At 73.0% G+C, this 21,586-nt stretch carries 20 protein-coding genes; 5 read left to right on the forward strand and 15 right to left on the reverse strand.

Translation table 11 applies throughout. The features are described from left to right. Window positions 1–20: 20 nt before the first annotated feature. The 11 genes from hpnE to V7E45_RS07275 form a co-directional block, all read right to left on the reverse strand. Window positions 21–1,448, reverse strand: a complete 1,428-nt coding sequence (hpnE, locus tag V7E45_RS07230; protein ID WP_333773241.1) for a hydroxysqualene dehydroxylase HpnE — start codon at window positions 1,446–1,448, stop codon at window positions 21–23. Then, window positions 1,445–1,603, reverse strand: a complete 159-nt coding sequence (locus V7E45_RS40550) for a DUF6380 family protein (protein ID WP_443055965.1) — start codon at window positions 1,601–1,603, stop codon at window positions 1,445–1,447. The genes hpnE and V7E45_RS40550 overlap by 4 nt, the downstream gene beginning before the upstream one ends. Next, window positions 1,603–2,550 (reverse strand): presqualene diphosphate synthase HpnD, encoded by a 948-nt coding sequence (gene hpnD / locus V7E45_RS07235; RefSeq protein ID WP_333773242.1) that lies wholly within the window; start codon window positions 2,548–2,550, stop codon window positions 1,603–1,605. Before hpnD ends, V7E45_RS40550 begins: the two co-directional genes overlap by 1 nt. Next, window positions 2,547–3,443: a squalene synthase HpnC gene (gene hpnC / locus V7E45_RS07240; protein ID WP_333773243.1), complete on the reverse strand. Its 897-nt coding sequence runs from the start codon at window positions 3,441–3,443 to the stop codon at window positions 2,547–2,549. The genes hpnD and hpnC overlap by 4 nt, the downstream gene beginning before the upstream one ends. A 360-nt stretch (window positions 3,444–3,803) precedes the next feature. Beyond that, complete coding sequence (locus tag V7E45_RS07245; protein ID WP_333773244.1) at window positions 3,804–4,583, reverse strand: ABC transporter ATP-binding protein; 780 nt, start codon at window positions 4,581–4,583, stop codon at window positions 3,804–3,806. Further along, entirely contained in the window at window positions 4,576–5,505 is a 930-nt protein-coding gene (locus V7E45_RS07250; RefSeq protein ID WP_319146055.1) for an ABC transporter permease, read from the reverse strand. Before V7E45_RS07250 ends, V7E45_RS07245 begins: the two co-directional genes overlap by 8 nt. A gap of 146 nt (window positions 5,506–5,651) precedes the next feature. Further along, window positions 5,652–6,524 carry a glycosyltransferase family 2 protein gene (locus V7E45_RS07255; RefSeq protein WP_333773245.1) on the reverse strand — a complete coding sequence of 291 codons (873 nt, stop codon included), beginning with the start codon at window positions 6,522–6,524 and terminating at the stop codon, window positions 5,652–5,654. A gap of 5 nt (window positions 6,525–6,529) precedes the next feature. Beyond that, entirely contained in the window at window positions 6,530–7,309 is a 780-nt protein-coding gene (locus V7E45_RS07260) for a CDP-alcohol phosphatidyltransferase family protein (protein ID WP_333773246.1), read from the reverse strand. Further along, window positions 7,287–8,348, reverse strand: a complete 1,062-nt coding sequence (locus V7E45_RS07265; RefSeq protein ID WP_333773247.1) for an iron-containing alcohol dehydrogenase family protein — start codon at window positions 8,346–8,348, stop codon at window positions 7,287–7,289. The genes V7E45_RS07260 and V7E45_RS07265 overlap by 23 nt, the downstream gene beginning before the upstream one ends. Further along, complete coding sequence (locus tag V7E45_RS07270; RefSeq protein ID WP_333773248.1) at window positions 8,336–9,088, reverse strand: phosphocholine cytidylyltransferase family protein; 753 nt, start codon at window positions 9,086–9,088, stop codon at window positions 8,336–8,338. The genes V7E45_RS07265 and V7E45_RS07270 overlap by 13 nt, the downstream gene beginning before the upstream one ends. Further along, window positions 9,085–10,896: a DUF5941 domain-containing protein gene (locus V7E45_RS07275; RefSeq protein ID WP_333773249.1), complete on the reverse strand. Its 1,812-nt coding sequence runs from the start codon at window positions 10,894–10,896 to the stop codon at window positions 9,085–9,087. The genes V7E45_RS07270 and V7E45_RS07275 overlap by 4 nt, the downstream gene beginning before the upstream one ends. A gap of 288 nt (window positions 10,897–11,184) precedes the next feature. On the opposite strand from V7E45_RS07275, the gene galE reads away from it, so the two are divergent. From galE to idi, 3 genes are all read left to right on the forward strand, one after another. After that, window positions 11,185–12,156 (forward strand): UDP-glucose 4-epimerase GalE, encoded by a 972-nt coding sequence (gene galE / locus V7E45_RS07280; RefSeq protein ID WP_333773250.1) that lies wholly within the window; start codon window positions 11,185–11,187, stop codon window positions 12,154–12,156. 135 nt (window positions 12,157–12,291) lie between these two features. Further along, window positions 12,292–13,233 carry a cation diffusion facilitator family transporter gene (locus tag V7E45_RS07285; protein ID WP_333773251.1) on the forward strand — a complete coding sequence of 314 codons (942 nt, stop codon included), beginning with the start codon at window positions 12,292–12,294 and terminating at the stop codon, window positions 13,231–13,233. A 193-nt stretch (window positions 13,234–13,426) separates the two neighbouring features. Then, window positions 13,427–14,020, forward strand: a complete 594-nt coding sequence (gene idi / locus V7E45_RS07290; RefSeq protein ID WP_333773252.1) for an isopentenyl-diphosphate Delta-isomerase — start codon at window positions 13,427–13,429, stop codon at window positions 14,018–14,020. A 3-nt stretch (window positions 14,021–14,023) separates the two neighbouring features. Here the strand turns inward: idi and V7E45_RS07295 are convergent, their stop codons facing one another. Beyond that, window positions 14,024–14,518: an ATP-binding protein gene (locus V7E45_RS07295; RefSeq protein WP_333773253.1), complete on the reverse strand. Its 495-nt coding sequence runs from the start codon at window positions 14,516–14,518 to the stop codon at window positions 14,024–14,026. A 255-nt stretch (window positions 14,519–14,773) separates the two neighbouring features. On the opposite strand from V7E45_RS07295, the gene V7E45_RS07300 reads away from it, so the two are divergent. Then, complete coding sequence (locus V7E45_RS07300) at window positions 14,774–15,517, forward strand: enoyl-CoA hydratase/isomerase family protein (protein WP_333773254.1); 744 nt, start codon at window positions 14,774–14,776, stop codon at window positions 15,515–15,517. Here the strand turns inward: V7E45_RS07300 and V7E45_RS07305 are convergent. Together V7E45_RS07305 and V7E45_RS07310 are read right to left on the reverse strand one after the other, a co-directional pair. Further along, window positions 15,501–16,145, reverse strand: coding sequence for a DJ-1/PfpI family protein (locus tag V7E45_RS07305; RefSeq protein WP_333773255.1), 645 nt, complete (start codon window positions 16,143–16,145; stop codon window positions 15,501–15,503). The two genes, V7E45_RS07300 and V7E45_RS07305, sit on opposite strands and share 17 nt — an antisense overlap. An 11-nt stretch (window positions 16,146–16,156) precedes the next feature. Further along, window positions 16,157–17,116, reverse strand: a complete 960-nt coding sequence (locus V7E45_RS07310; protein WP_333773256.1) for a GlxA family transcriptional regulator — start codon at window positions 17,114–17,116, stop codon at window positions 16,157–16,159. Between the two features lie 283 nt (window positions 17,117–17,399). Between V7E45_RS07310 and V7E45_RS07315 the strand changes: the two genes are divergently transcribed. Continuing rightward, window positions 17,400–19,850 carry a Tex family protein gene (locus V7E45_RS07315; RefSeq protein ID WP_333773257.1) on the forward strand — a complete coding sequence of 817 codons (2,451 nt, stop codon included), beginning with the start codon at window positions 17,400–17,402 and terminating at the stop codon, window positions 19,848–19,850. 56 nt (window positions 19,851–19,906) lie between these two features. On the opposite strand, the gene V7E45_RS07320 is transcribed toward V7E45_RS07315, so the two are convergent. Beyond that, complete coding sequence (locus V7E45_RS07320) at window positions 19,907–21,547, reverse strand: ABC-F family ATP-binding cassette domain-containing protein (protein ID WP_333773258.1); 1,641 nt, start codon at window positions 21,545–21,547, stop codon at window positions 19,907–19,909. Window positions 21,548–21,586: the final 39 nt, after the last annotated feature.

The raw sequence follows: 21,586 nt of genomic DNA on the forward strand, positions 1-21,586 counted from the left end.
TGCCGTGCTCTGATGAGGCATCAGGCCGCCTCCTCGAACGCGAAGAGACGGCTCGGACGGGGCCGGCCCAGGGCGCTCAGCGCGGCGTCGGCCGCGCTCACTCCACTGCGGACCGCACTTTCCATGGTCGCGGGCCACCCGGTGGCGGTCCACGCTCCGGCCAGGTACAGGCCGGGGGCCTTGGTGCGGGCGCCGGGCCGCAGCCGCCCGACGCCTGGGGTGGGGGCGAACGTGGCCGTACGCTCCCGGGTCACGAAGAAGTCCCGCACCACCGCGTCGCGGGCGCCCGGGATCAGCCGTTCCAACTCGGGCAGGTAGCGCTCGCGGAGCGCGGCGACCGGGGCGTCGATGTCGTCCTGCGCGGCCGACTGGGACAGCGCCAGGTACTGCCCCGCGCCGAGGCCGGACGCGTCGGTCCGGTCGAAGACCCACTGCACGGGGGTGCCGAGGGCGGCGAAGAAGGGCCTGGCGAGCACCTTGCGGTCGTAGACGACGTGCAGGTTGAGGATCGGCGCGGTGCCGATGTCCAGCAGCCGCTCGGGGGCGTCCAGGGCTCCGGGCGGCAGCAGGTCGTGCGTCTCGCGCTGGGGTACGGCGAGCACGACCGTGTCGGCGTGCAACGTTTCGCCGGGAACCTGAACGCTCCAGGTCCCGTTCCCGTTGGAGAGGACGGAGGTGACGCGTGAACGGAGCTCGGTACGGACACCCGCGGAGTCGAGCGCCTTGCGGGCCAGACGGTCGTGCAGTTCGCCCAGCGGGACGTGGGCCCAGCCGATGTCGGCCGCGCCCGGGTCGGACAGCAGACCGGTCTTGAACACCATCGCGGCGAGTCCCAGTGAGGCGTCGCCCGCGACCGCGTTGAGGGTGGCGACCCCGACCAGGTCCCACAGGGCCTCGACGGCGCGCGCGGACTGGCCGTGCGCGGTCAGCCACCCGCCGAAGTCCTGCGCGTCCAGGGCCGGATCGGCCGGGTCCAGCGCCTTGAGCGCGAGCGCGGCGCGGCCGACCGCGGCGCGCTCGGCGAGCGAGAGGTGCGGATAGGCGGCCAGGCTGCGCCCCAGGTGGAGCGGAACCGGCAGCCGGTCGCGCCGCAGTCTGCCGAGCCGCCGCCCCTCGGGCTTGGCGACGTCGACGACGGGCACGTCAAGGCGGTTCTGCAGCGGTGCCAGCGCCGCGCCGTCGATCCGGTCGAGGAACCAGCGGTAGGCGGAGCAGCAACGCAGGTAGACGTGCTGGCCGTTGTCGACGGTCAGTTCGCCGCGGCGGAAGGAGAAGGCGAGGCCGCCCAGCCTCGGCCGGCCCTCGAGCAGGGTGACCCGGAGACCCGCGTCGGCGAGCGCGAGCGCCGCGGTGACCCCGGCGAGACCGCCGCCGACGACGACGGCACTGCGCCCCGCGGGTGCCGGGGTGCCGGCCTGCGCCTGCGTGTGGCGTGAGCCCTCGCTCATCGTGCGTCCTTCCCTGCGTGCCGAGCGTGCTGGATGAACGGTGCACGGTCGGCCGTCGCAGTCAGGGACGCCACGCCGCAGCGGAGGGTTGCCCGCCGCGTCCGCCCGCCGGATCCGGCCGGCGCCCCGGCAGGCACCAGCCCCGCAGAACCCATCAGGCGCGCCTCCTGACGGTGCGCCGGGAAACGTGCCGGGTGTCGAGTCCGGACAGTCCGCGTACGGCGACGTAGGCCTTCTCCCGGCCGGGCAGCGAGACCCGGCCGCGCAGCACGGCCTCCGGGTCGCGCTCGATGCGGTCGAGGAGCCTGCGGTAGATGCCGGCCATGGCCGCCACGCAGGCGCCGCTGCGCCGGTCGAGCATGGGCAGCAGCCGGTAGCCCTCGGCGAACAGGGCGCGGGCCCGTCGCACCTCGAAGTGCACGAGGCCCGCGAAGTCGGAGCCCTCGGGAGGCGTCGGCCCGTCGAACCCGGCCGAGCAGCCGAACTTGGCCAGGTCGTCGGCGGGCAGGTAGGTGCGGCCGCCCTGGGCGTCCTCGCGGACGTCCCTGAGGATGTTGGTGAGCTGCAGCGCGAGCCCGAGCGTGTCGGCGTACTCGGGCGCGCGCTCGGCGCCGCGCGCCCCCGGTTCGGTGCCGAACACGCCGAGCGAGAGCCGGCCGATGGCGCCGGCCACGCAGCGGCAGTAGACCTTGAGGTCGTCCCAGGTCTCGTAGGTCTCCCCGCGCACGTCCATCTGCACGCCGTCGATCAGCTCGTCCAGGCCGCCGAGCGGGATCGGGAAGGCGCACGAGGCGTGGGCGAGGGCGACGGCCACCGGGTCGGTGTCGTCCTCCTCTACGGCGCCCTCGCGGACCCGGGCGAGCAGCGCCCTGGTGTCCTCGAGACGGGCCACCTTGGCCTCGCCCGGCAGCTCTCCGTCGCCGATGTCGTCGACGCGCCGGGAAAGCGCGTACAGCGCCGACATGGCGCGGCGCTTGGGCGTCGGCAGCAGCCGGATGCCGTAGGCGAAGTTGCGGGCCTGCTGTCCGGTGACGGCCTCGCAGTAGCTGTAGGCGGCGAGTACCGGTGCCGAGACCTGCTCAGACTCCACGGTCCGGATCACCTCTCTCCTCGCAGGGTCACGCCCACCTCGCGCAGCAACTGGACCTTGCCGGGCTTGGGCGGGCCGGGAAGTACGTCGTATTCGGCGGCGGCGATCGCCCCGATCGCCGCCCTTCCCCCCGCCACGAATCCCGCGAGCAGCAGCTTCAACCTGCCGTGGACGCTACCCACCAGGGGGGCGCCTTCATTCAGCAGATCGCGGGCGCGTTGCGCCTCGTATGCAACCAGGGCGCGCACCGATGCGCCCGCGGTTTTCCCGGAGAGATCCGCTTCCTGCACGTGAAAGCGCTTCATGTCGGCGGCGGGCAGGTAGATCCGGTCGCGGCCGAGGTCCTCGGCGACGTCCTGGAGGTGTTCCACGATCTGCAGTGCCGTGCAGATCGCGTCGGACCGCCGGACCCGTTCCGGGGTGGAGGTGCCGGTGACGGCGAGGACGAGGCGGCCGACGGGGTTGGCCGACAGTTCGCAGTAGGCGAGGAGGTCGTTGTAGGTCTCGTACCGGGCGACGAGCTGGTCCTGGCGGTTGGCGGCGATCAGGCCGAGGAAGGGCTCGGGGGTGAGCCGGCGGCGGCGGACCGTGGGCTGCAGGCGGCGCAGCAGCGGGTGGCGCGGGGTGCCGTCGAAGACCCGCCGCAGGTCCGCCTCGAAGGCGTCGAGCAGGACCAGGCGGTCCTCGGCGTCCGTGGCCGAAACGCCGAGCACGCGCGCGTCGGCGCCGCCGGGGGCCAGGTCGCCGTCGCCGATGTCGTCGACGAGGCGGGCGAAGCCGTAGACGGCCATGAGGTCGTCGCGCCAGGCCCGGGGCAGGAAGAAGGGGGCCACGGGGAAGTTCTCGCTCGCGGCCTTGTCCAGGGTGGCGCGCTCCAGTCCGTGCGCCGTGTCGCTCACCGTCACCGCGCGCTGCCCGGGGCGGGGACGGCACACACTCCGCTGAACTGGGGAGTTTCCGTAGCCATTGCCGTCACATCTCCCGTTCTACACTGCCGACCCAATACACACTATTTCGGACACGCCATCCGGCCGTCCACGGGACGGCCCGGCGCGCGATGCCGCGCATTATCGCCCCACTTGCCGCTTTCCGGCACCGGTACAGCTTACGTTGTACAACGCGGCGTGGTCCGTCGGGGTGTCCTGCACATCACAACAACACACCGATTGGCGTCAAGATTCCTAAGCCGCAAAGGAGTTGACGCTTCCTTTGCAGACGCAGGGCCCCGCCGGACGGTTGCCGGCGGGGCCCTGGCCGAAATCGGGCTACTTGCCCGTGAACTTCTCGTATTCCTTCAGGACCTCGTCGGTCGGGCCGTCCATGCGCAGCTCACCGCGCTCCAGCCACAGGACCCGGTTGCAGGTGTCCCGGATGGACTTGTTGTTGTGGCTTACCAGAAACACCGTGCCGGCATCCTTGCGCAGTTCCCGGATGCGTTCCTCGGAACGCTTCTGGAACTTGCGGTCGCCGGTGGCCAGCGCCTCGTCGATCATGAGGACGTCGTGGTCCTTGGCGGCCGCGATGGAGAACCGCAGCCGCGCCGCCATGCCGGAGGAGTACGTGCGCATCGGCAGGGTGATGAAGTCGCCCTTCTCGTTGATCCCCGAGAAGTCGACGATGTCCTGGTAGCGCTCCTTGACCTGCTCCCGGGACATGCCCATGGCGAGGCCACCGAGGATGACGTTGCGCTCGCCGGTCAGGTCGTTCATCAGGGCGGCGTTGACGCCGAGCAGCGAGGGCTGGCCGTCGGTGTAGACCTTGCCCTTCTCGGCGGGCAGCAGCCCGGCGATGGCCCGCAGCAGGGTGGACTTGCCCGAGCCGTTGGAGCCGATCAGGCCGATGGCCTCGCCGCGGTAGGCGACGAAGGACACCCCGCGCACGGCGTGCACCTTGCGCACGCCCCGCTCCTCGCCGCGCTTGAGGATGCGGCTGAGGGCCGCGGTGGCGCTGCCCTTGCCGGTCTTCGCGCCGTTGACGCGGTAGACGATGTGCAGCTCGTCCGCGATGACGGTGGGACGCCGGTCCCCGGTGTTCTGCTCAGCCACGGCCGTACCTCTCCTCCGCCTTCCAGAAGTACACGAAGCCGCCGGCGAAGACGACCACGGCCCAGAACAGGGCGATGCCCCACACGTGCGGCGGCAGGTTGCCGGCGCCGTACCCGTCGATCAGCGCGAACCGCATCAGGTCCATGTAGACGGCCGCCGGGTTGACCTGGAGCAGCCGGACCACCCACTCCGGGCGGCCCTCCATCATCTTGCTGATGGAGAACATGACTCCCGAGGCGTACATCCAGGTGCGCAGCACGAACGGCATGAGCTGGGCGAGGTCGGGCGTCTTGGCGCCCATGCGGGCCACGATCAGCGCCAGACCGGTGTTGAACAGGAACTGCAGGCACAGCACCGGGACGATGAGCAGCCAGGACAGGCCCGGGTAGCTGCCGAAGCCGATCGCCACGATGAACATCACGATCATCGAGAAGAGCAGCTGCTGGAGCTGCTGCAGCGAGAAGGAGACCGGCAGCGAGGCGCGCGGGAAGTGCAGGGCGCGCACCAGGCCCAGGTTGCCGGCGATCGCGCGGACGCCCGACATGACCGAACTCTGCGTGAACGTGAAGACGAACACGCCGGTGACCAGGAACGGGATGTACACGTCCTTGGACATGCCGCGGCTGGCGTGCAGGATGACGCCGAAGATGAAGTAGTAGACCGCCGCGTTCAGCAGCGGGGTCGCCACCTGCCACAGCTGGCCGAGCTTGGCCTGGCTGTACTGCGCGGTCAGCTTCGCCTGGGAGAAGGCGAGGATGAAGTGGCGCCGCCCCCACAGCTGACGGACGTACTCGACGAGGGTGGGCCGGGCACCGCTCACGGCGAGCCCATACTTGTCGGCGAGCTGCGCCGCCGTCAGTCCCTCGTCGGGCGACGGGGCCGCGGTCACCGCGACACCGCCGTCGTGCGTTGTCTCACTCACAGGTGGAAGCTTTCGTCTGCTGGTGTGTCGAGTTCGAAGGGTCGAGTTCGAGTGTGCGTGTTCGCGTGTGCGGGTGCCCCGTCTGCGCCGGCGGATCCGTCCCCCCGGGGGGCGCGGTGGCGCGCCGCCCCGCACGGTCGAGCTTGTCAGATGACCGGGGGCCGGCCCAGTCGGGTCAGCCGCCACACCGTACGCCACCGCATGGGACGGCGGGGACCGCACGGGCTGGACCAGCCCTCCCGGAAGCCGCCGAACCAGGCCCTCAGGGCCGCTCCGGAGGGCCGGCGCAGCAGGGTGAGCAGCAGCCAGACCCCGAGGTAGACGGGGACCAGTGGGGCGGGGAGGTTGCGGCGGGCCAGCCAGACCCGGTTGCGGGCGACCATGCGGTGGTACACCGCGTGCCGCGAGGGCGCGGTCGTCGGGTGGTACAGCACCATGTCGGACCGGTAGTCGATCATCCAGCCCGCGTCGAGGGCCCGCCACGCGAGGTCGGTCTCCTCGTGGGCGTAGAAGAACTCGTCCGGCAGGACACCGGCGTCGGCGAAGACGCGGGTGCGCACGGCGTTGGCGCCGCCGAGGAAGGTGGTGACCCGGGAGGAGCGCATCGGGTCGGAGGCGCGCAGCCGGGGCACGTGGCGCCGCTGGGTCTCGCCGGTCTCGGGGTCGGCGATGCGGAAGCTGATGATGCCGAGCTCGGGGTCGGCCTCGAACGCCTGCCGGCACAGCTCGGCGGTGTCGTGGCGGGCGAGGAGGCCGTCGTCGTCGAGGAACATCAATATGTCGACATCGCGACCGCTGGGACCGAAGGCCGCTATGCCGACGTTGCGGCCGCCGGGGATGCCCAGGTTCTCGGGCAGCTCGACGGTCCGCACGCCCTCGGGGACGTCCGGGACGGGCGAGCCGTTGCCGACCACGACCACCTCGACCCGGTCGCCGTCCTGCTTGGCGACGGAGTCGAGGAGGGCACGCAGCTCCTCGGGCCGGTTGCCCATGGTGATGATGACCGCGCCGACCCGCATGCCGCTCACCTCAGCCTGCTGGAGGCGAGGATGGACACCAGGTGCAGCAGCGTCTGCAGCATGGCGATGCCGGCGAGGACGGCGGTGCCGAGCCGGGTGAAGAACAGGTCGCCGTGGATCTGGTCCGCGATCGCGAGGACCAGGATCAGCAGCGACGCCTCGATCCCGAGGATCAGCCGGTGGAACTTCAGGGCCGCGGCGGCCCGGCGGGCCAGCGCCACGCCCGAGGACCGCGGCTCGGCGGCCGACTCCTGCACCGGCGGCTTGCCGGCCTGGTGGCGGGCGACGCCGACCAGGTCGGTCTCGGCCTTGATCAGGATGGCGCCGAGCGCGGCGAGGGTGCCCAGGAAGGCCCACAGCCAGTCGATGCGGCCGCCGCCCCACAGGTCGGCGGCGCGCAGGCCGAGCCCGACCAGGACGGCCGCGTCGGTGAGGTAGGCGCCGACGCGGTCCAGGTAGACCCCGTTCAGCGAGTACTGCTTCTTCCAGCGCGCGACCTCGCCGTCGACGCAGTCCAGCAGCAGGTACAGCTGGGTGGCGACCACCCCGAGGACGGCGCCCGGGATCCCGGGCACCAGCAGGGCCGGGGCCGCGAGCACACCGCAGACGGTCATCAGGTACGTGAGCTGGTTGGGCGTGACCTTGGTGTTCACCAGGTAGCGGTCGACGCGCAGGGACACCTCACGCATGTAGAGGCGTCCCCCCCAGTGCTCACCGCTGCGCCGGTCCTTCACCCCGGCGGGGTGGACGACCGGCCGGAGTTCAGCTACCGATGGCCTTGACATAGTCGGCGTAGGTGTCCTTGATCTGGTTCGGCTTGAGGTCGAGGTGTTCGAGGATCGTGTACCGGCCGGGCCTGGTCTTCGGGGCGTACTCCACGGCGCGGACGAACTCGTCCACGCTGAAGCCGATCTCCTCGGGCAGCACCGGAAGCCCGTGCCGGCGCAGCACCTCGGCCATGTAGGCCGCGTCCTCGTGCGCTCCGCGCAGGTGCATCGCGAAGGCCGCGCCGAGGCCGCACTGCTCGCCGTGGCTGGCGGCGCGCTTGGGGAAGAGCAGGTCGAAGGCGTGGTTGATCTCGTGGCAGGAGCCCGAGGCGGGCCGTGAGTCGCCCGAGATCGACATCGCGATGCCGGTGAGGACCAGCGCCTCGGCGAGCACCTGGAGGAAGTCGTTGTCCCCGATGCCGCCGGGGTGCCTGAGCACGGCCTCGCCGGCCTGCCGGGCCATGGCGGCGGCCAGGCCGTCGACCTTCTCGCCGGTGACCCGCTGGGACAGCTCCCAGTCCGCGATGGCGTTGATGTTGGAGATCGCGTCGCCGATGCCGGCCCGCACGAAGCGCGCCGGCGCCTCACGGATGATGTCCAGGTCGATGACGACCGCGATCGGGTTGGGCACGCCGTAGGAACCGCGGCCCGCGTCGTTGTCGAGCGTGGCGACCGGCGAGCACAGGCCGTCGTGCGCGAGGTTCGTCGGGACCGCGACCAGTGGCAGGCCGACCCGCGCCGCGGCGAACTTGGCGCAGTCGATGATCTTCCCGCCGCCGAGGCCGACCACCGCGTCGTAGTGGTCGGCCTTCATGGCGCCGGCCAGCCGGATCGCGTCGTCGAGCGTGCCGCCGCCGACCTCGTACCAGGTGGCACCGGGCAGCGAGGGCGCCAGGCGCTCGCGCAGCCGTGCGCCGGAGCCGCCGCTGACGGCGACGGCGAGCCGGCCCGACTGCGAGATGCGCTGGTCGGCGAGGACGCCCGCCAGGTCGTCGAGGGCACCCGGGCGGATGTCCACGACGACCGGCGAGGGAATGAGCCGGGTCAGTACTGGCACGCGATCTCACGTCCCCGGGCGAGGTCGTCGTGGTTGTCGATCTCGACCCACTGGACATCGCCGATCGGCGCGACGTCGATCTTGAAGCCGCGGTTCACCAGCTCCTGGTAGCCGTGCTCGTAGAACTGCTGGGGGTCGGTCTCGAAAACCGTCTTCAGCGCGTCGGCCAGGTCGGGGGCGGCGTCGCCCTCGATCAGGGTGACCCCGATGTACTCGCCGGTGGCCTCGGCCGGGTCCATCAGCTTGGTGATCTTCTGGACGCCCTTCTCGGGGTCCACGACGACCTTCATCTCCTCGTCGGCGAGGGACTTCACGGTGTCCAGCGCGAGGATGATCCGCTTGCCCTCGCCGCGGGCCGCGAGGAGGGTCCGCTCGACCGAGACCGGGTGCACGGTGTCGCCGTTGGCGAGGATCACGCCGTCCTTGAGGGCGTCCCGGCCGCACCACAGGGAGTAGGCGTTGTTCCACTCCTCGGCCTTGTCGTTGTCGATGAGGGTGAGCTTCAGGCCGTACTTCCGCTCCAGGGCCGCCTTGCGCTCGTAGACGGCCTCCTTGCGGTAGCCGACGATGACCGCGACCTCGGTCAGGCCGATCTCGGCGAAGTTGCCGAGCGTCAGGTCCAGGACGGTCGGCTCGCCCTCCACACCCTCGGGACCCACCGGCACCAGGGCCTTGGGCAGCGTGTCGGTGTAGGGGCGCAGACGGCGTCCGGCGCCGGCCGCCAGCACGAGGCCGATCATGCGGTTTCTCCTTCGTCGTGTACGGCGGGCGCCCCAGCGGACACCCAGAAGCGGATGCTCTCGGCGAGCACCACCAGGGCGACGGCCACGGCGAGCACCGTGAGCGCGACCTTGAACTGCGAGGCGGTGAGCAGCGCGGCCAGGACGGTGACGAGCAGCGTCCGTCCTTCCTGCCCCCCGATGGCGCGCACCAGCCAGGCCGGCGGCGCTCCGGCGTTCCCGCGGATGCGGTACACCGTGTCGTAGTGATGGTAGGCGACGGCGGCCACCAGCCCGAAAGCCGCGGGAAGGGCTCCGTTCACCCCGGCTTCGGCCGCGAGGGCGAGCACGGTGCCGTACTCGGCGGCCCGGAAGAAGGGCGGGACGAGCCAGTCGAGGGCGCCCTTGAGCGGGCGGGCGACGGCGAGCGCCGAGGCGAGGACGTAGACGAGGGCGCCGGCGACGGGCAGCACGCTGCCGTACCCGGACAGGGCCGAGCAGGCCACGACGGCGGCGCCGCCCGTCAGGGCCGCGGCGGGCACCGCGAGACCGGGCAGGCCCCTGCCGCCGAGCACGCGCCGCGCCGCGTCGGCGAGCGGGCCGGTGTCGGCCAGGTCGGCGAGGGCGAGTGCCGCACGGTCGGTGCGCCGGGCCTTGCGGGTCAGCGACCGCAGCACGCGGCCCGCCGTGGTGTACGTCGCAGCGAAGGCACAGCCGACGAGCAGCACGTAGAAGGTGATGCGGGGCGTGGTGGCCGCCGTCAGGACGGCGATCATGGCCCAGCGCTCGCCGATGGGGAGCACGATCATGCGGCGCACCCAGACCGTCCAGCCGACGCTGTCGAGCCGGCCGGAGAGGGCGGCGGTGGGGCTGGTGTTGGCGGTGGCGTCGTGGTTGGCCTCGTTGAAGGAGAAGTCCACGACGTGCCGGCAGGTCTGCAGGATCATGGCGCCGAGGGCGAGGGCCCACACGTCGTCGCCGCCGCGGGCCGCGCCGAGGGCGAGGCCGGCGTAGTAGGCGTACTCCTTGGCCCGGTCGAAGGTGGCGTCGAGCCAGGCGCCGAGCGTGGAGTACTTCAGGGCGTAGCGGGCGAGCTGGCCGTCGGTGCAGTCCAGCACGAAGGAGGCGATGAGCAGCACGCCGGCCGCGACGAAGCCGGCCCGGGTGCCCGTGGCGGCGCAGCCGGCCGCTATCAGGGCGGTGAGCAGCGAGGCCGTGGTGACCTGGTTGGGGGTCAGGCCCCGGCGGGCGCACCAGCGGGCGAGGTAGCGCGAGTAGGGGCTGATGCAGAACGTGGTGAAGAAGCCGTCGCGGGACTTCACGGCCGACTTCAGGCGTACGGCCTCGTCGTCGACGGCGGCGACGGCCTGCCGGGCCTCGTTGCGGGTCTGCGGGTCGGCCGGGACGACGGCGACCAGGCTGCCCAGCTCGGGCCGGTGGATCTCCGCGCCGTCGGCGTCGAGGGCGCCGGTGATCCGGTCGGGGACGCCGTCGACGGCGACCTCGACACCCGCCGCGCCGCCTCCGCCGGCCCGCTCGCGGACCAGGGCGTGGGTCAGCGCCTGCCGGGCGGCCGGCTGGGCGGTGACGGCGCCGGGCACGGCGGCGAGCGGGAAGCGCGGGTCGGTGAGGCCGAGGCGCAGGGCGTGCGGGTGGCCGACGAACCGGGCGTCGACCAGGGCCACCCGCCGGTCGGCCGGGACGGCGGCGAGCCGGGACCCGGCCTCGGCGGCGTCGGCGGCCATCAGCACGTCGAAGCCGAGGGACCGCAGATCGTTCTCGAGCGACGATCCGGGGACCGGCTGACCGGTGACGATGGCGGTCGGCAACCGAACTCACTCCCTGGGTGCCGGCGCGGCGGCGCCGGATCTTCTGCGTGGTGGGGCGCCCTGCCTGCGGCACCCGGGCGGCATGTCGGCGAAGGGTATCGGATGACCGGAAGCCCATGTTCACCGGCCGTTCACGGCCCGGCCCCCGGGGTCTGTCCCGGCCTTTGCCGCGATCATCATCGGGGATGGGGGGCCGCCCGACAAACCACGGGCGTGAACCGCCCCCACAGACCCGGGCATCCCCGGGCATGCGGGACAGGCGGAGGGCTGCGCATAGGGTGGACGACCATGACGTGGCTGATCACCGGCGGAGCCGGATACATCGGGGCGCACGTGACGCGGGCCATGGCGGCCGCCGGGAAGAGCGTCGTGGCGCTGGACGACCTGTCGGCCGGCGTGCCCGAGCGGCTCCCCGCGGACGTCCCGCTGGTCCGGGGTTCGACCCTGGACGGCGACCTGCTGACGCGGGTCGTCGCGGAGCACGGCGTGACCGGGGTGGTCCACCTCGCGGCGCGCAAGCAGGTCGCCGAGTCCGTGGCGGAGCCCACCCGCTACTACCGGGAGAACGTGGGCGGTCTCGCCACGCTCCTGGACGCGGTGGCCGCGGCGGGCGTGCGCCGGCTGGTGTTCTCCTCCTCGGCGGCCGTGTACGGCGACCCGGAGGTCGGCCTGATCACCGAGGACACCCCGTGCGCGCCGGTGAACCCCTACGGCGAGACCAAGCTGGCCGGTGAGTGGCTGGTGCGGGCGGCGGGAGCGGCCCACGGCATCTCCACGGTGTGCCTGCGCTACTTCAACGTGGCGGGCGCGGCCGCCCCGGAACTGGCCGACACAGGCGTGTTCAACATCGTGCCGATGGTCTTCGACCGGCTCACCCGGGACGAGGCCCCGCGGATCTTCGGGGACGACTACCCGACGCCGGACGGCACGTGCGTCCGGGACTACATCCATGTCGCCGACCTGGCCGAGGCCCACCTCGAGGCGGCCCGGCGGCTCGACGCGGGTGAGGTCGCCGGGGACCTCACGCTGAACATCGGGCGCGGTGAGGGCGTCTCCGTGCGCGAGCTGATCACGGTGATCGGCGAGGTGACCGGCGACCGGCGGCCGCCCCTGGTGGAGGGACGCCGCCCCGGGGACGCGCCGCGTGCGGTGGCGTCGGCCGAGCGGGCCGCCGAGGCGCTGGGCTGGCGGGCCCGGCGCGGGGTGCGGGAGATGGTGGCGTCGGCCTGGGAGGGCTGGCGGCTGCATCACGCCGGGTAGCGCCGCGGCTCCCTGACCAGCGGATCGTTTCCGCAGGTCAGGGCAGATGACAACGGTGTTCAGTGCCGCGTTGCCCGGTACCCCCCGCCCGTAGTTCACTGAAGGCCCGGGCGCGACACGGAAGGCGGTCTTCTCATGGGGGCAGGGCACGACCACGGGCACGCGCACAGCCACGCGCCGCCCACCGGTACGGCCGCGGCCGCCTATCGCGGCCGGCTGCGCGTGGCGCTGGGCATCACCCTGACGATCATGGTGGTGGAGATCGTCGGCGGTCTCCTCGCGGACTCGCTGGCGCTGATCGCGGACGCGGCCCACATGGCGACCGACGCGGTGGGGCTGTGCATGGCGCTGCTGGCCATCCACTTCGCGAACCGCCCGCCGACCACCAACCGGACCTTCGGGTTCGCGCGCGCCGAGATCCTCGCCGCCCTGGCCAACTGCCTGCTGCTGCTGTGCGTGGGCGGGTACGTCCTGTTCGAGGCGGTGCAGCGGTTCGTCACGCCCGCGGACACCCGGGGCGGCCTGATGATCGTGTTCGGTCTGGTCGGCCTGGTCGGGAACTCGGTCTCGCTGGTCCTGCTGATGCGCGGGCAGAAGGAGAGCCTGAACGTGCGCGGCGCCTTCCTCGAGGTGGCGGCGGACGCGCTCGGCTCGGTGGCGGTGCTGATCTCGGCGACCGTGATCCTCACCACGGGCTGGCAGGCGGCGGACCCGATCGCCTCGCTCGCGATCGGGCTGATGATCGTGCCGAGGACGCTGAAACTGCTGCGCGAGACGCTGGACGTGCTGCTGGAGGCGGCGCCGAAGGACGTCGACATGGCCGAGGTGCGGGCGCACATCCTGGCCCTGGACGGCGTGGAGGACGTGCACGACCTGCACGCCTGGACGATCACCTCGGGCATGCCCGTGGTCTCCGCGCACGTGGTGGTCAGCTCCGAGGTGCTGAACGCCATCGGCAACGAGAAGATGCTCCACGAGCTGCAGGGCTGCCTCGGCGGCCACTTCGACGTGGAGCACTGCACCTTCCAGCTGGAGCCGGGCGGTCACGCCGAGCACGAGGCGCGGCTCTGCCACTGACCACCGCTCACCCCGCGCACTGCTGTTCTACGCATGCCAGGGCGGTTCCGGGCGGCGGGCGCCGGGCACGATGACCTACCGGATCCCACTCGGCGGCCGCACCGCGCGGGACATGCGGACGTGCGGGGAAGTGCCGGGAGTGCCGGATTCGTACGGCAGACTTGGGGTGCGAAGACCGAGGCGAAGGATGGGTATGCCGATCACACCTGCCACCGAGACGCACAGCTCGTCGAACGGCACCGCAGAGGCGATTTTGCTGGAACTGGTCGACGAGAAGGGCGTGACGATCGGCACCGCGGAGAAGCTCTCCGCCCACCAGCCGCCGGGACAGCTGCACCGGGCGTTCTCCGTGTTCCTCTTCGACGAGCACGGCCGGCTGCTGCTCCAGCAGCGGGCGCTCGGCAAGTACCACTCCCCCGGTGTGTGGTCCAACACCTGCTGCGGCCATCCCTACCCCGGTGAGGCGCCGTTCGCCGCCGCGGCCCGGCGGACCTACGAGGAGCTGGGCGTCTCGCCGTCGCTGCTGGCCGAGGCGGGCACCGTGCGCTACAACCACCCGGACCCGGAGTCCGGCCTGGTGGAGCAGGAGTTCAACCACCTGTTCGTCGGTCTGGTGCAGGCCCCGCTGGTGCCGGACGCGACGGAGGTCGGCGCCACCGCCTTCGTGACCGCGGCCGAGCTGGCGGAGCGGCACGCCAAGGACCCGTTCTCGGCGTGGTTCATGACGGTGCTGGACGCGGCCCGTCCGGCGGTCAGGGAGCTGACGGGACCGTCCGCGGGCTGGTAGGCACTACGGCAGCACGGCGGGCTTGAGCGGCAGGGCGGCCCAGATCACCTTGCCGCCGCTCGCCGTGTGCTCCACGTCGACGACGCCGCCCGCCTCCCGGGCCACCTCACGGACCAGGAGCAGGCCCCGGCCGCCGGTCTGACCGTGGTCGGCCTCCAGGGCGGTCGGGCGGTAGGGGTGGTTGTCCTCCACCGACACCCGCACCCACTCGGCGCCGACGGCCACCTCAACGGCGAGCATCGGCGACAGCAGGGCCGCGTGCCGGACCGCGTTCGTGACCAGCTCGGAGACGATCAGCAGCAGCCCGTGCACCAGGTCGTCGGAGACGGGCACGCCCTGGCGCAGCAGCAGGTCCCGTACCGCGTGCCGGGCCTGTGGGACCGAGGCGTCCACGGCCGCCGCGGTGAACCGCCACACGCCCTCGTACGGCAGGGGATCCGGCGGCCGTTCGGCGCCCCCCGGTGGGCGCGGGCCTTCCCCGCGCCCTTGATTGTCCATGGTCCGGTCGCCACCCTCGCGCTCGATTGTCACCACACGTCGAGTGTTGGTAACGATCGGCTCCCCTCCGCCACACTGAACACAAGTCAGCGGGTATCGAACGGTTCTGACCGCCTGCGTACGACATGGTCGCTTGTGGGACTGTTCCTGCCCTCGCGGCGCCGGTTCGCGAACTTTTCGGGTTGTACGCGTGTGGCCCCGGTCACCCCACCCCCTTCCAGGCCGCCTTCCCCGCGGGCCGATAGCATCCGCCGCATGGACCCCGAGCTGTCGCACCAGGTCACCGGCGCCGTCGCCACGGTCGTCATCCGGAATCCGGCCAAGCGCAACGCCATGACGGCGGCGATGTGGCGGTCCCTGCCGCCGCTGCTGGCGGAGCTGGCGGCCGACCCCCGGGTGCGGGCGCTCGTACTGACCGGCGAGGGCCAGACCTTCTGCGCGGGCGCGGACATCTCCTCGCTGCGCGGCTCGGCCGCCGAGGCGCAGTCCCTGGCCGTGGCCGCCGAGGAGGCCCTCGCCGCGTTCCCCAAGCCGACCCTCGCGGCCGTGCGCGGCCACTGCGTGGGCGGCGGCGCGCAGCTCGCCGCGGCCTGCGACCTGCGGCTCGCGCGCGAGGACGCGCTGTTCGGGGTGACCCCGGCGCGGCTCGGGATCGTCTACCCGGCGTCCTCCACCCGCCGGCTGGTCTCCCTGGTGGGACCGGCCACCGCCAAGTACCTGCTGTTCACCGCCGAGCTGATCGACGCCGCACGGGCGCTGCGCACCGGGCTGGTGGACGAGGTGCTGCCCGAGGACGGACTGGACGGGCGGATCGCCGAGCTGACCGGGGTCCTCGTGGCCCGCTCCCAGCTCACCCAGGCGGCCGCGAAGGAGTTCGTGGACGGCCGCACCGACCGGGACGCCCACTGGACGGAGCAGGCGCGCGGCAGCGGCGACACCGCGGAGGGGGTCGCCGCCTTCCTGGAGCGCAGGCAGCCGCGGTTCAGCTGGACCGCGTGAGCAGGAAGCGGCTGCGCGCCCGCAGCGCGTCGACGAGGTGCGCGGGGGCCTTGCGCGGGGACCCGGCGTCGTAGGGCGGCCGCGGGTCGTACTCGGTGGCCAGTTGGACGGTCCGGGCGACGTCGTCGCCCGCGATCCGGCCGAGCAGGGTGAGGCCCATGTCGATGCCGGCGGAGACGCCCGCGGCGGTGACGTACTTGCCGTCGAAGACCACGCGCTCCTCGGCCGGCCGGGCGCCGAACCGTTCGAGTTGGCCGAGGGCGAGCCAGTGCGAGGTGGCCCGGCGGCCCTCCAGCAGCCCGGCGGCGGCGAGCAGCAGCGAACCCGTGCAGACCGAGGCCGTCCAGGTGCTCGTGGCGTCGACGGCGCGCAGCCAGTCCAGCAGCGGCCGGTGCTCCATCAGCGCGCTCTGGCCGGGGCCGCCCGGCACCACGACGACGTCGGGGCGGGTCACCTCGGCCAGCGACCGGTCGGCGACGATCCCGAGGGCGCCGGTGTCCGTGCGGACGGCACCGGTGCGCTCGCCGACGAACACGGTCTCGGCGCCCGGGGTGCGGACCAGGATCTCGTAGGGTCCGACCGCGTCGAGCGCGGTGAACCCGTCGTAGACGACGACGGCGATCTGCATGGGACGTCCCTTCAGTGGGTGAGGGCGGGGCGGAACCGGCGCCGGTACTCGGCCGGTGCGGTGCCCAGGGCCTTGACGAAGGCGCGCCGCATGGCCTCGGGGGTGCCGTAGCCGCTGGCGCGGGAGACCTCCCCGACACCGTCCGCGGTGTCCTCCAGGAGCCGGCGGGCGTGCTCCAGGCGGACCCGGTCGACGTAGCGGCCGGGGGTCGTGCCGGTCTCCTCCCGGAAGGCCCGGGCGAAGTGGCGGGGCGAGAGCCGGGCCCGGGCGGCGAGCGACTCGACCGTCAGGTCGTCGGCCGGGTGCTCGGTGATCCACCGCTGGATCTCGCGCAGGGGTTCGCGCCGCGCGGTCTGCGCGGCGAGCTGGGCGCTGAACTGCGCCTGGTTGCCGGGGCGGCGCAGGAACACCACCAGGTGCCGGGCGACGGTGAGCGCGACGTCCCGGTCCAGGTCCTCCTCCACGAGGGCGAGGGCGAGGTCGACACCGGCGGTGACACCCGCCGAGGTGGCGACGTGTCCGTCCCGGACGTAGATCGGCTCGGGGTCCACGGTCACGGCCGGGTGGTCGCGGGCCAGCCGGTCGCAGTACGCCCAGTGGGTCGTCGCCCGGCGGCCGTCGAGCAGACCGGCGGCGGCCAGCAGGAGCGCGCCGGTGCACACCGAGACCAGCCGGGGCGCACCCGGGCCGTGCGTCCGCAGCCAGCCGGTCAGCCGCGGGTCGGGGTCGCGGGTGCCCTGGCCGCCGGGCACCAGCAGGGTGTGCGGCCGGGGCGCCGCGTCGAGCGCCCCGTCCGGTACGAGGGTCAGGCCGCTGGAGGTGCGGACCGGGCCGCCGTCCAGGGAGGCGGTGCGGATCAGATACGTCCCCGGGGTGTGCTGCTCGGCCCCGCTGAACACCTCCAGCGGGCCGGTGACGTCGAGGCTCTGCACGCCGTCGAAGAGGACGAGCAGGAGGGTGTGCTGCGCCATGACTCCGATTCTTCGCCCCTCCCGGCATGGCCGCAATGACGGGTTCCCCACCTTTCCTGCCATGTCGCCCGGCCGCGCCCCGGCAGTCGTCCGGCAGAGGTCCGGCGGCGGTCCGGCGGGGCCGCACCGGAGCGGCGGTGCGCGTGGTCGCGTCCGCGCGGGCGGCCGCCGGGCGGGGCGGTGGGGGCCGGGCGCCCCGCCGGTGCCCCGCCCTGATCCCCGCTTGCCGGTGTCACCTGCCACAATTGCCGCGCAACCAAAGTGGAGAAGGCGGTACGCGATCGTGACGACACCCGGATCCATCGAAGCGGGATCCATCGAAGGCAGGATCGCCGGAGAACTCGGCGTACGGGAGCGGCAGGTGAAGGCCGCGGTGGAACTGCTCGACGGCGGCTCGACCGTGCCCTTCATCGCCCGCTACCGCAAGGAAGCGACCGAGATGCTCGACGACGCGCAGCTGCGCACGATCGAGGAGCGGTTGCGCTACCTGCGGGAGCTCCAGGAGCGGCGGACCGCGATCCTGGAGTCGGTGCGCGAGCAGGGCAAGCTCACCGAGGAGCTGGAGGCGCGGATCCGCGGCGCGGAGACCAAGGCGCGCCTGGAGGACATCTACCTCCCGTACAAGCCCAAGCGGCGCACCAAGGCGCAGATCGCCCGGGAGGCGGGCCTGGAGCCGCTGGCGGACGGACTGCTGAGCGACCCGTCCGTCGAACCGGTGGCCGCGGCCGCCGCGTTCGTGGACGCCGGCAAGGGCGTCGCCGATCCGCAGGCCGCCCTGGACGGCGCGCGGGCCATCCTGACCGAGCGGTTCTCGGAGGACGCCGACCTGATCGGCGAGCTGCGCGAGCGGATGTGGACGCGCGGACGGCTGGCGGCGAAGGTACGGGACGGCAAGGAGGAGGCGGGCGCCAAGTTCGCCGACTACTTCGACTTCACCGAGCCGTTCACCGAGCTGCCCTCGCACCGGATCCTGGCGATGCTGCGGGGCGAGAAGGAGGAGGTCCTCGACCTCGTCCTGGAGCCGGAGGAGCCCACCGAGGGGCCGTCCTCCTACGAGGGCATCGTCGCCTCGAAGTTCGGCATCGCCGACCGGGGCCGCCCCGCGGACAAGTGGCTGAAGGACACGGTCCGCTGGGCCTGGCGCACCCGGCTCCTGGTCCACCTGGGCATCGACCTCAGGCTGCGGCTGCGGACGGCCGCCGAGGACGAGGCGGTGAACGTGTTCGCGGCGAACCTGCGCGACCTGCTGCTGGCCGCCCCGGCCGGCACGCGCGCGACCCTCGGCCTCGACCCCGGCTTCCGTACCGGCGTGAAGGTCGCCGTGGTCGACGCGACCGGCAAGGTCGTCGCCACGGACGTCATCTACCCGCACGTCCCGGCCAACAAGTGGGACGAGGCGCTCGCCAAGCTGGCGCGGCTGGCCGAGCGGCACGCGGTCGACCTGGTCGCGATCGGCAACGGCACGGCGTCCCGCGAGACCGACCGGCTCGCCGCCGAACTCATCGCGAAGCACCCCGAGTTGAAGCTCACCAAGGTGATGGTGTCCGAGGCCGGCGCGTCCGTGTACTCGGCGTCGGAGTACGCCTCGCGGGAACTGCCGGACATGGACGTGTCGCTGCGCGGTGCCGTCTCCATCGCCCGCAGGCTCCAGGACCCGCTGGCCGAGCTGGTGAAGATCGACCCGAAGTCCATCGGTGTGGGCCAGTACCAGCACGACCTGTCCGAGGTGAAGCTGTCCCGCTCGCTGGACGCGGTCGTCGAGGACTGTGTGAACGGCGTGGGCGTGGACGTCAACACCGCGTCCGTGCCGCTGCTCTCCCGCGTGTCGGGCATCTCGTCCGGGCTCGCCGAGAACATCGTCGCCCACCGGGACGCCAACGGGCCGTTCACCTCACGCTCGGCGCTGAAGAAGGTGGCGCGGCTCGGCCCGAAGGCGTACGAGCAGTGCGCGGGCTTCCTCCGCATCCGCGGCGGCGACGACCCGCTGGACGCCTCCAGCGTGCACCCGGAGGCCTATCCGGTGGTGCGCCGCATGGTGAAGACCGCGGGCCAGGACGTCGCCTCCCTCATCGGCAACACCGGGGCGCTGCGCTCGCTCAGGCCCGCCGACTTCGTGGACGACACCTTCGGCCTGCCGACCGTCACCGACATCCTGCGGGAGCTGGAGAAGCCGGGCCGCGACCCGCGACCCGCCTTCAGGACGGCCACCTTCAAGGACGGCGTGGAGAAGATCTCCGACCTGACCTCCGGGATGGTCCTGGAGGGTGTGGTCACGAACGTGGCGGCCTTCGGCGCCTTCGTGGACGTCGGCGTCCACCAGGACGGGCTGGTGCACGTCTCGGCGATGTCGAAGACGTTCGTCAAGGACCCGCGGGACGTGGTGAAGCCGGGCGACATCGTCAAGGTGAAGGTCCTCGACGTGGACATCCCGCGCAAGCGGATCGCGCTCACCCTGCGCCTGGACGACGAGGCGGCACCGCAGGACCAGGGCGGCGGCCGGCAGCAGCGCGGCGGCGCCCGCCCGCCCCAGCAGCGCCAGGGCCAGGGCCAGAGGCAGGGCCAGGGCCAGGGCCAGAGGCAGGGGCAAGGCCAGAGGCAGGGCCAGGGCCAGGGCCAGCGGCAGGCACGCGGCGGTGACCGGGGCGGCCGCCAGGCACCGGCGCCGGCCAACAGCGCGATGGCGGACGCGCTGCGCCGGGCGGGGCTGCTGAACCCGGACGGCAAGCGGCGCTGAGCCGCCGGGCCGGGACGCACGCACCCCGCGTGCGGCCCGGCCCGCAGGTGCCCGCGCTAGCGTTCCGTGACCTTGCCGTCGGCCACGTCGAAGCGGCGGGTCACCCGGACCGCGTCCAGCATGCGGCGGTCGTGGGTGACCAGCAGGAGGGTGCCCTCGTAGGAGTCGAGGGCGGACTCCAGCTGCTCGATGGCGGGCAGGTCGAGGTGGTTCGTCGGCTCGTCGAGGACCAGCAGGTTCACTCCGCGGCCCTGGAGCAGTGCCAGGGCCGCGCGGGTCCGCTCGCCCGGCGACAGGGTCGCGGCCGGGCGCAGCACATGGTCCTGCTTCAGGCCGAACTTGGCGAGCAGCGTGCGGACCTCGGCCGGCTCGGTGTCGGGGACGGCCGCGCGGAACGCGTCGAGCAGCGACTCGGAGCCGTGGAACAGCCCGCGGGCCTGGTCGACCTCGCCGACCAGCACGCCCGAACCCAGCGCCGCGTGGCCCGAGTCGAGCGGGACCCGGCCGAGCAGCGCGCCGAGCAGGGTCGACTTGCCCGCGCCGTTGGCACCGGTGAGCGCGACCCGGTCGGCCCAGTCGAGCTGCAGCGACACCGGGCCCAGGGTGAAGCCCTCGCGCCGGACCTCGGCGTCCCTGAGGGTCGCCACGACCGCGCCCGAGCGGGGGGCGGCCGCGATCTCCATGCGCAGCTCCCACTCCTTGCGCGGCTCCTCGACCACGTCGAGCCGCTCGATCATCCGCTGCGTCTGCCGCGCCTTGGCGGCCTGCTTCTCGCTGGCCTCGCTGCGGAACTTGCGGCCGATCTTGTCGTTGTCGTTGCCCGCCTTGCGCCGGGCGTTCTTCACCCCCTTGTCCATCCAGGAGCGCTGCATCTGGGCGCGGTCCTGGAGGGCGGCCCTCTTGTCGGCGTACTCGTCGTAGTCCTCGCGGGCGTGCCGGCGCGCGACCTCGCGCTCCTCCAGGTAGGCCGCGTAGCCGCCGCCGTAGAGGTTGATCTCCCCCTGTGCGAGGTCGAGTTCGAGCACCTTGGTGACCGTGCGGGTGAGGAACTCGCGGTCGTGGCTGACGACCACCGTGCCCGCGCGCAGCCCGGTGACGAAGCGCTCCAGGCGCTCCAGGCCGTCCAGGTCGAGGTCGTTGGTGGGCTCGTCCAGGAGGAAGACGTCGTAGCGGGAGAGCAGGAGGGAGGCGAGGCCGGCGCGGGCCGCCTGGCCGCCGGACAGGGAGGTCATCGGCTGGTCCAGGTCGACGGCCAGGCCCAGGGAGTCGGCGACCTCCTCCGACCGCTCCTCCAGGTCGGCGCCGCCGAGGTCCAGCCAGCGTTCCAGGCCGGCCGCGTAGGCGTCGTCGGCGCCGGGGGCGCCGTCGACCAGCGCCTGGGTGGCCAGGTCCATCACCCGCTGGGCCTCGGCGACCCCGGTGCGGCGGGCCAGGAACTCCCGGACGGTCTCGCCCGGCCTGCGCTCGGGCTCCTGCGGCAGGTGGCCGACGGTCGCGGTGGGCGGGGACAGGCGCAGTTCGCCCTGCTCGGGCCGGGTGAGTCCGGCGAGCAGGCGCAGCAGGGTGGACTTGCCCGCGCCGTTGGCGCCGACCAGCCCGATCACGTCCCCGGGCGCGACGACGAGGTCGAGCCCGGAGAAGAGCGAGCGGTCGCCGTGCCCGGCGGCGAGGTTCTTGGCGACGAGGGTGGCAGTCATCAGGAGGCCGATCCTAGTGTCCCGCGCCGGCGGCGCTCA

It is taken from the genome of Streptomyces sp. IBSBF 3136 (assembly GCF_036815105.1).
Lineage (GTDB): Bacteria > Actinomycetota > Actinomycetes > Streptomycetales > Streptomycetaceae > Streptomyces.

Bases quoted from the DNA above. Each gene is read 5' to 3' on its own strand.
- hpnE (WP_333773241.1), bottom strand. From the start codon at position 1,448: ATGAGCGAGGGCTCACGCCACACGCAGGCGCAGGCCGGCACCCCGGCA.
- V7E45_RS40550 (WP_443055965.1), bottom strand. From the start codon at position 1,603: ATGGGTTCTGCGGGGCTGGTGCCTGCCGGGGCGCCGGCCGGATCCGGC.
- V7E45_RS07255 (WP_333773245.1), bottom strand. From the start codon at position 6,524: ATGCGGGTCGGCGCGGTCATCATCACCATGGGCAACCGGCCCGAGGAG.
- V7E45_RS07260 (WP_333773246.1), bottom strand. From the start codon at position 7,309: ATGTCAAGGCCATCGGTAGCTGAACTCCGGCCGGTCGTCCACCCCGCC.
- V7E45_RS07270 (WP_333773248.1), bottom strand. From the start codon at position 9,088: ATGATCGGCCTCGTGCTGGCGGCCGGCGCCGGACGCCGTCTGCGCCCC.
- galE (WP_333773250.1), top strand. From the start codon at position 11,185: ATGACGTGGCTGATCACCGGCGGAGCCGGATACATCGGGGCGCACGTG.
- V7E45_RS07285 (WP_333773251.1), top strand. From the start codon at position 12,292: ATGGGGGCAGGGCACGACCACGGGCACGCGCACAGCCACGCGCCGCCC.
- idi (WP_333773252.1), top strand. From the start codon at position 13,427: ATGCCGATCACACCTGCCACCGAGACGCACAGCTCGTCGAACGGCACC.
- V7E45_RS07295 (WP_333773253.1), bottom strand. From the start codon at position 14,518: ATGGACAATCAAGGGCGCGGGGAAGGCCCGCGCCCACCGGGGGGCGCC.
- V7E45_RS07300 (WP_333773254.1), top strand. From the start codon at position 14,774: ATGGACCCCGAGCTGTCGCACCAGGTCACCGGCGCCGTCGCCACGGTC.
- V7E45_RS07305 (WP_333773255.1), bottom strand. From the start codon at position 16,145: ATGCAGATCGCCGTCGTCGTCTACGACGGGTTCACCGCGCTCGACGCG.
- V7E45_RS07310 (WP_333773256.1), bottom strand. From the start codon at position 17,116: ATGGCGCAGCACACCCTCCTGCTCGTCCTCTTCGACGGCGTGCAGAGC.
- V7E45_RS07320 (WP_333773258.1), bottom strand. From the start codon at position 21,547: ATGACTGCCACCCTCGTCGCCAAGAACCTCGCCGCCGGGCACGGCGAC.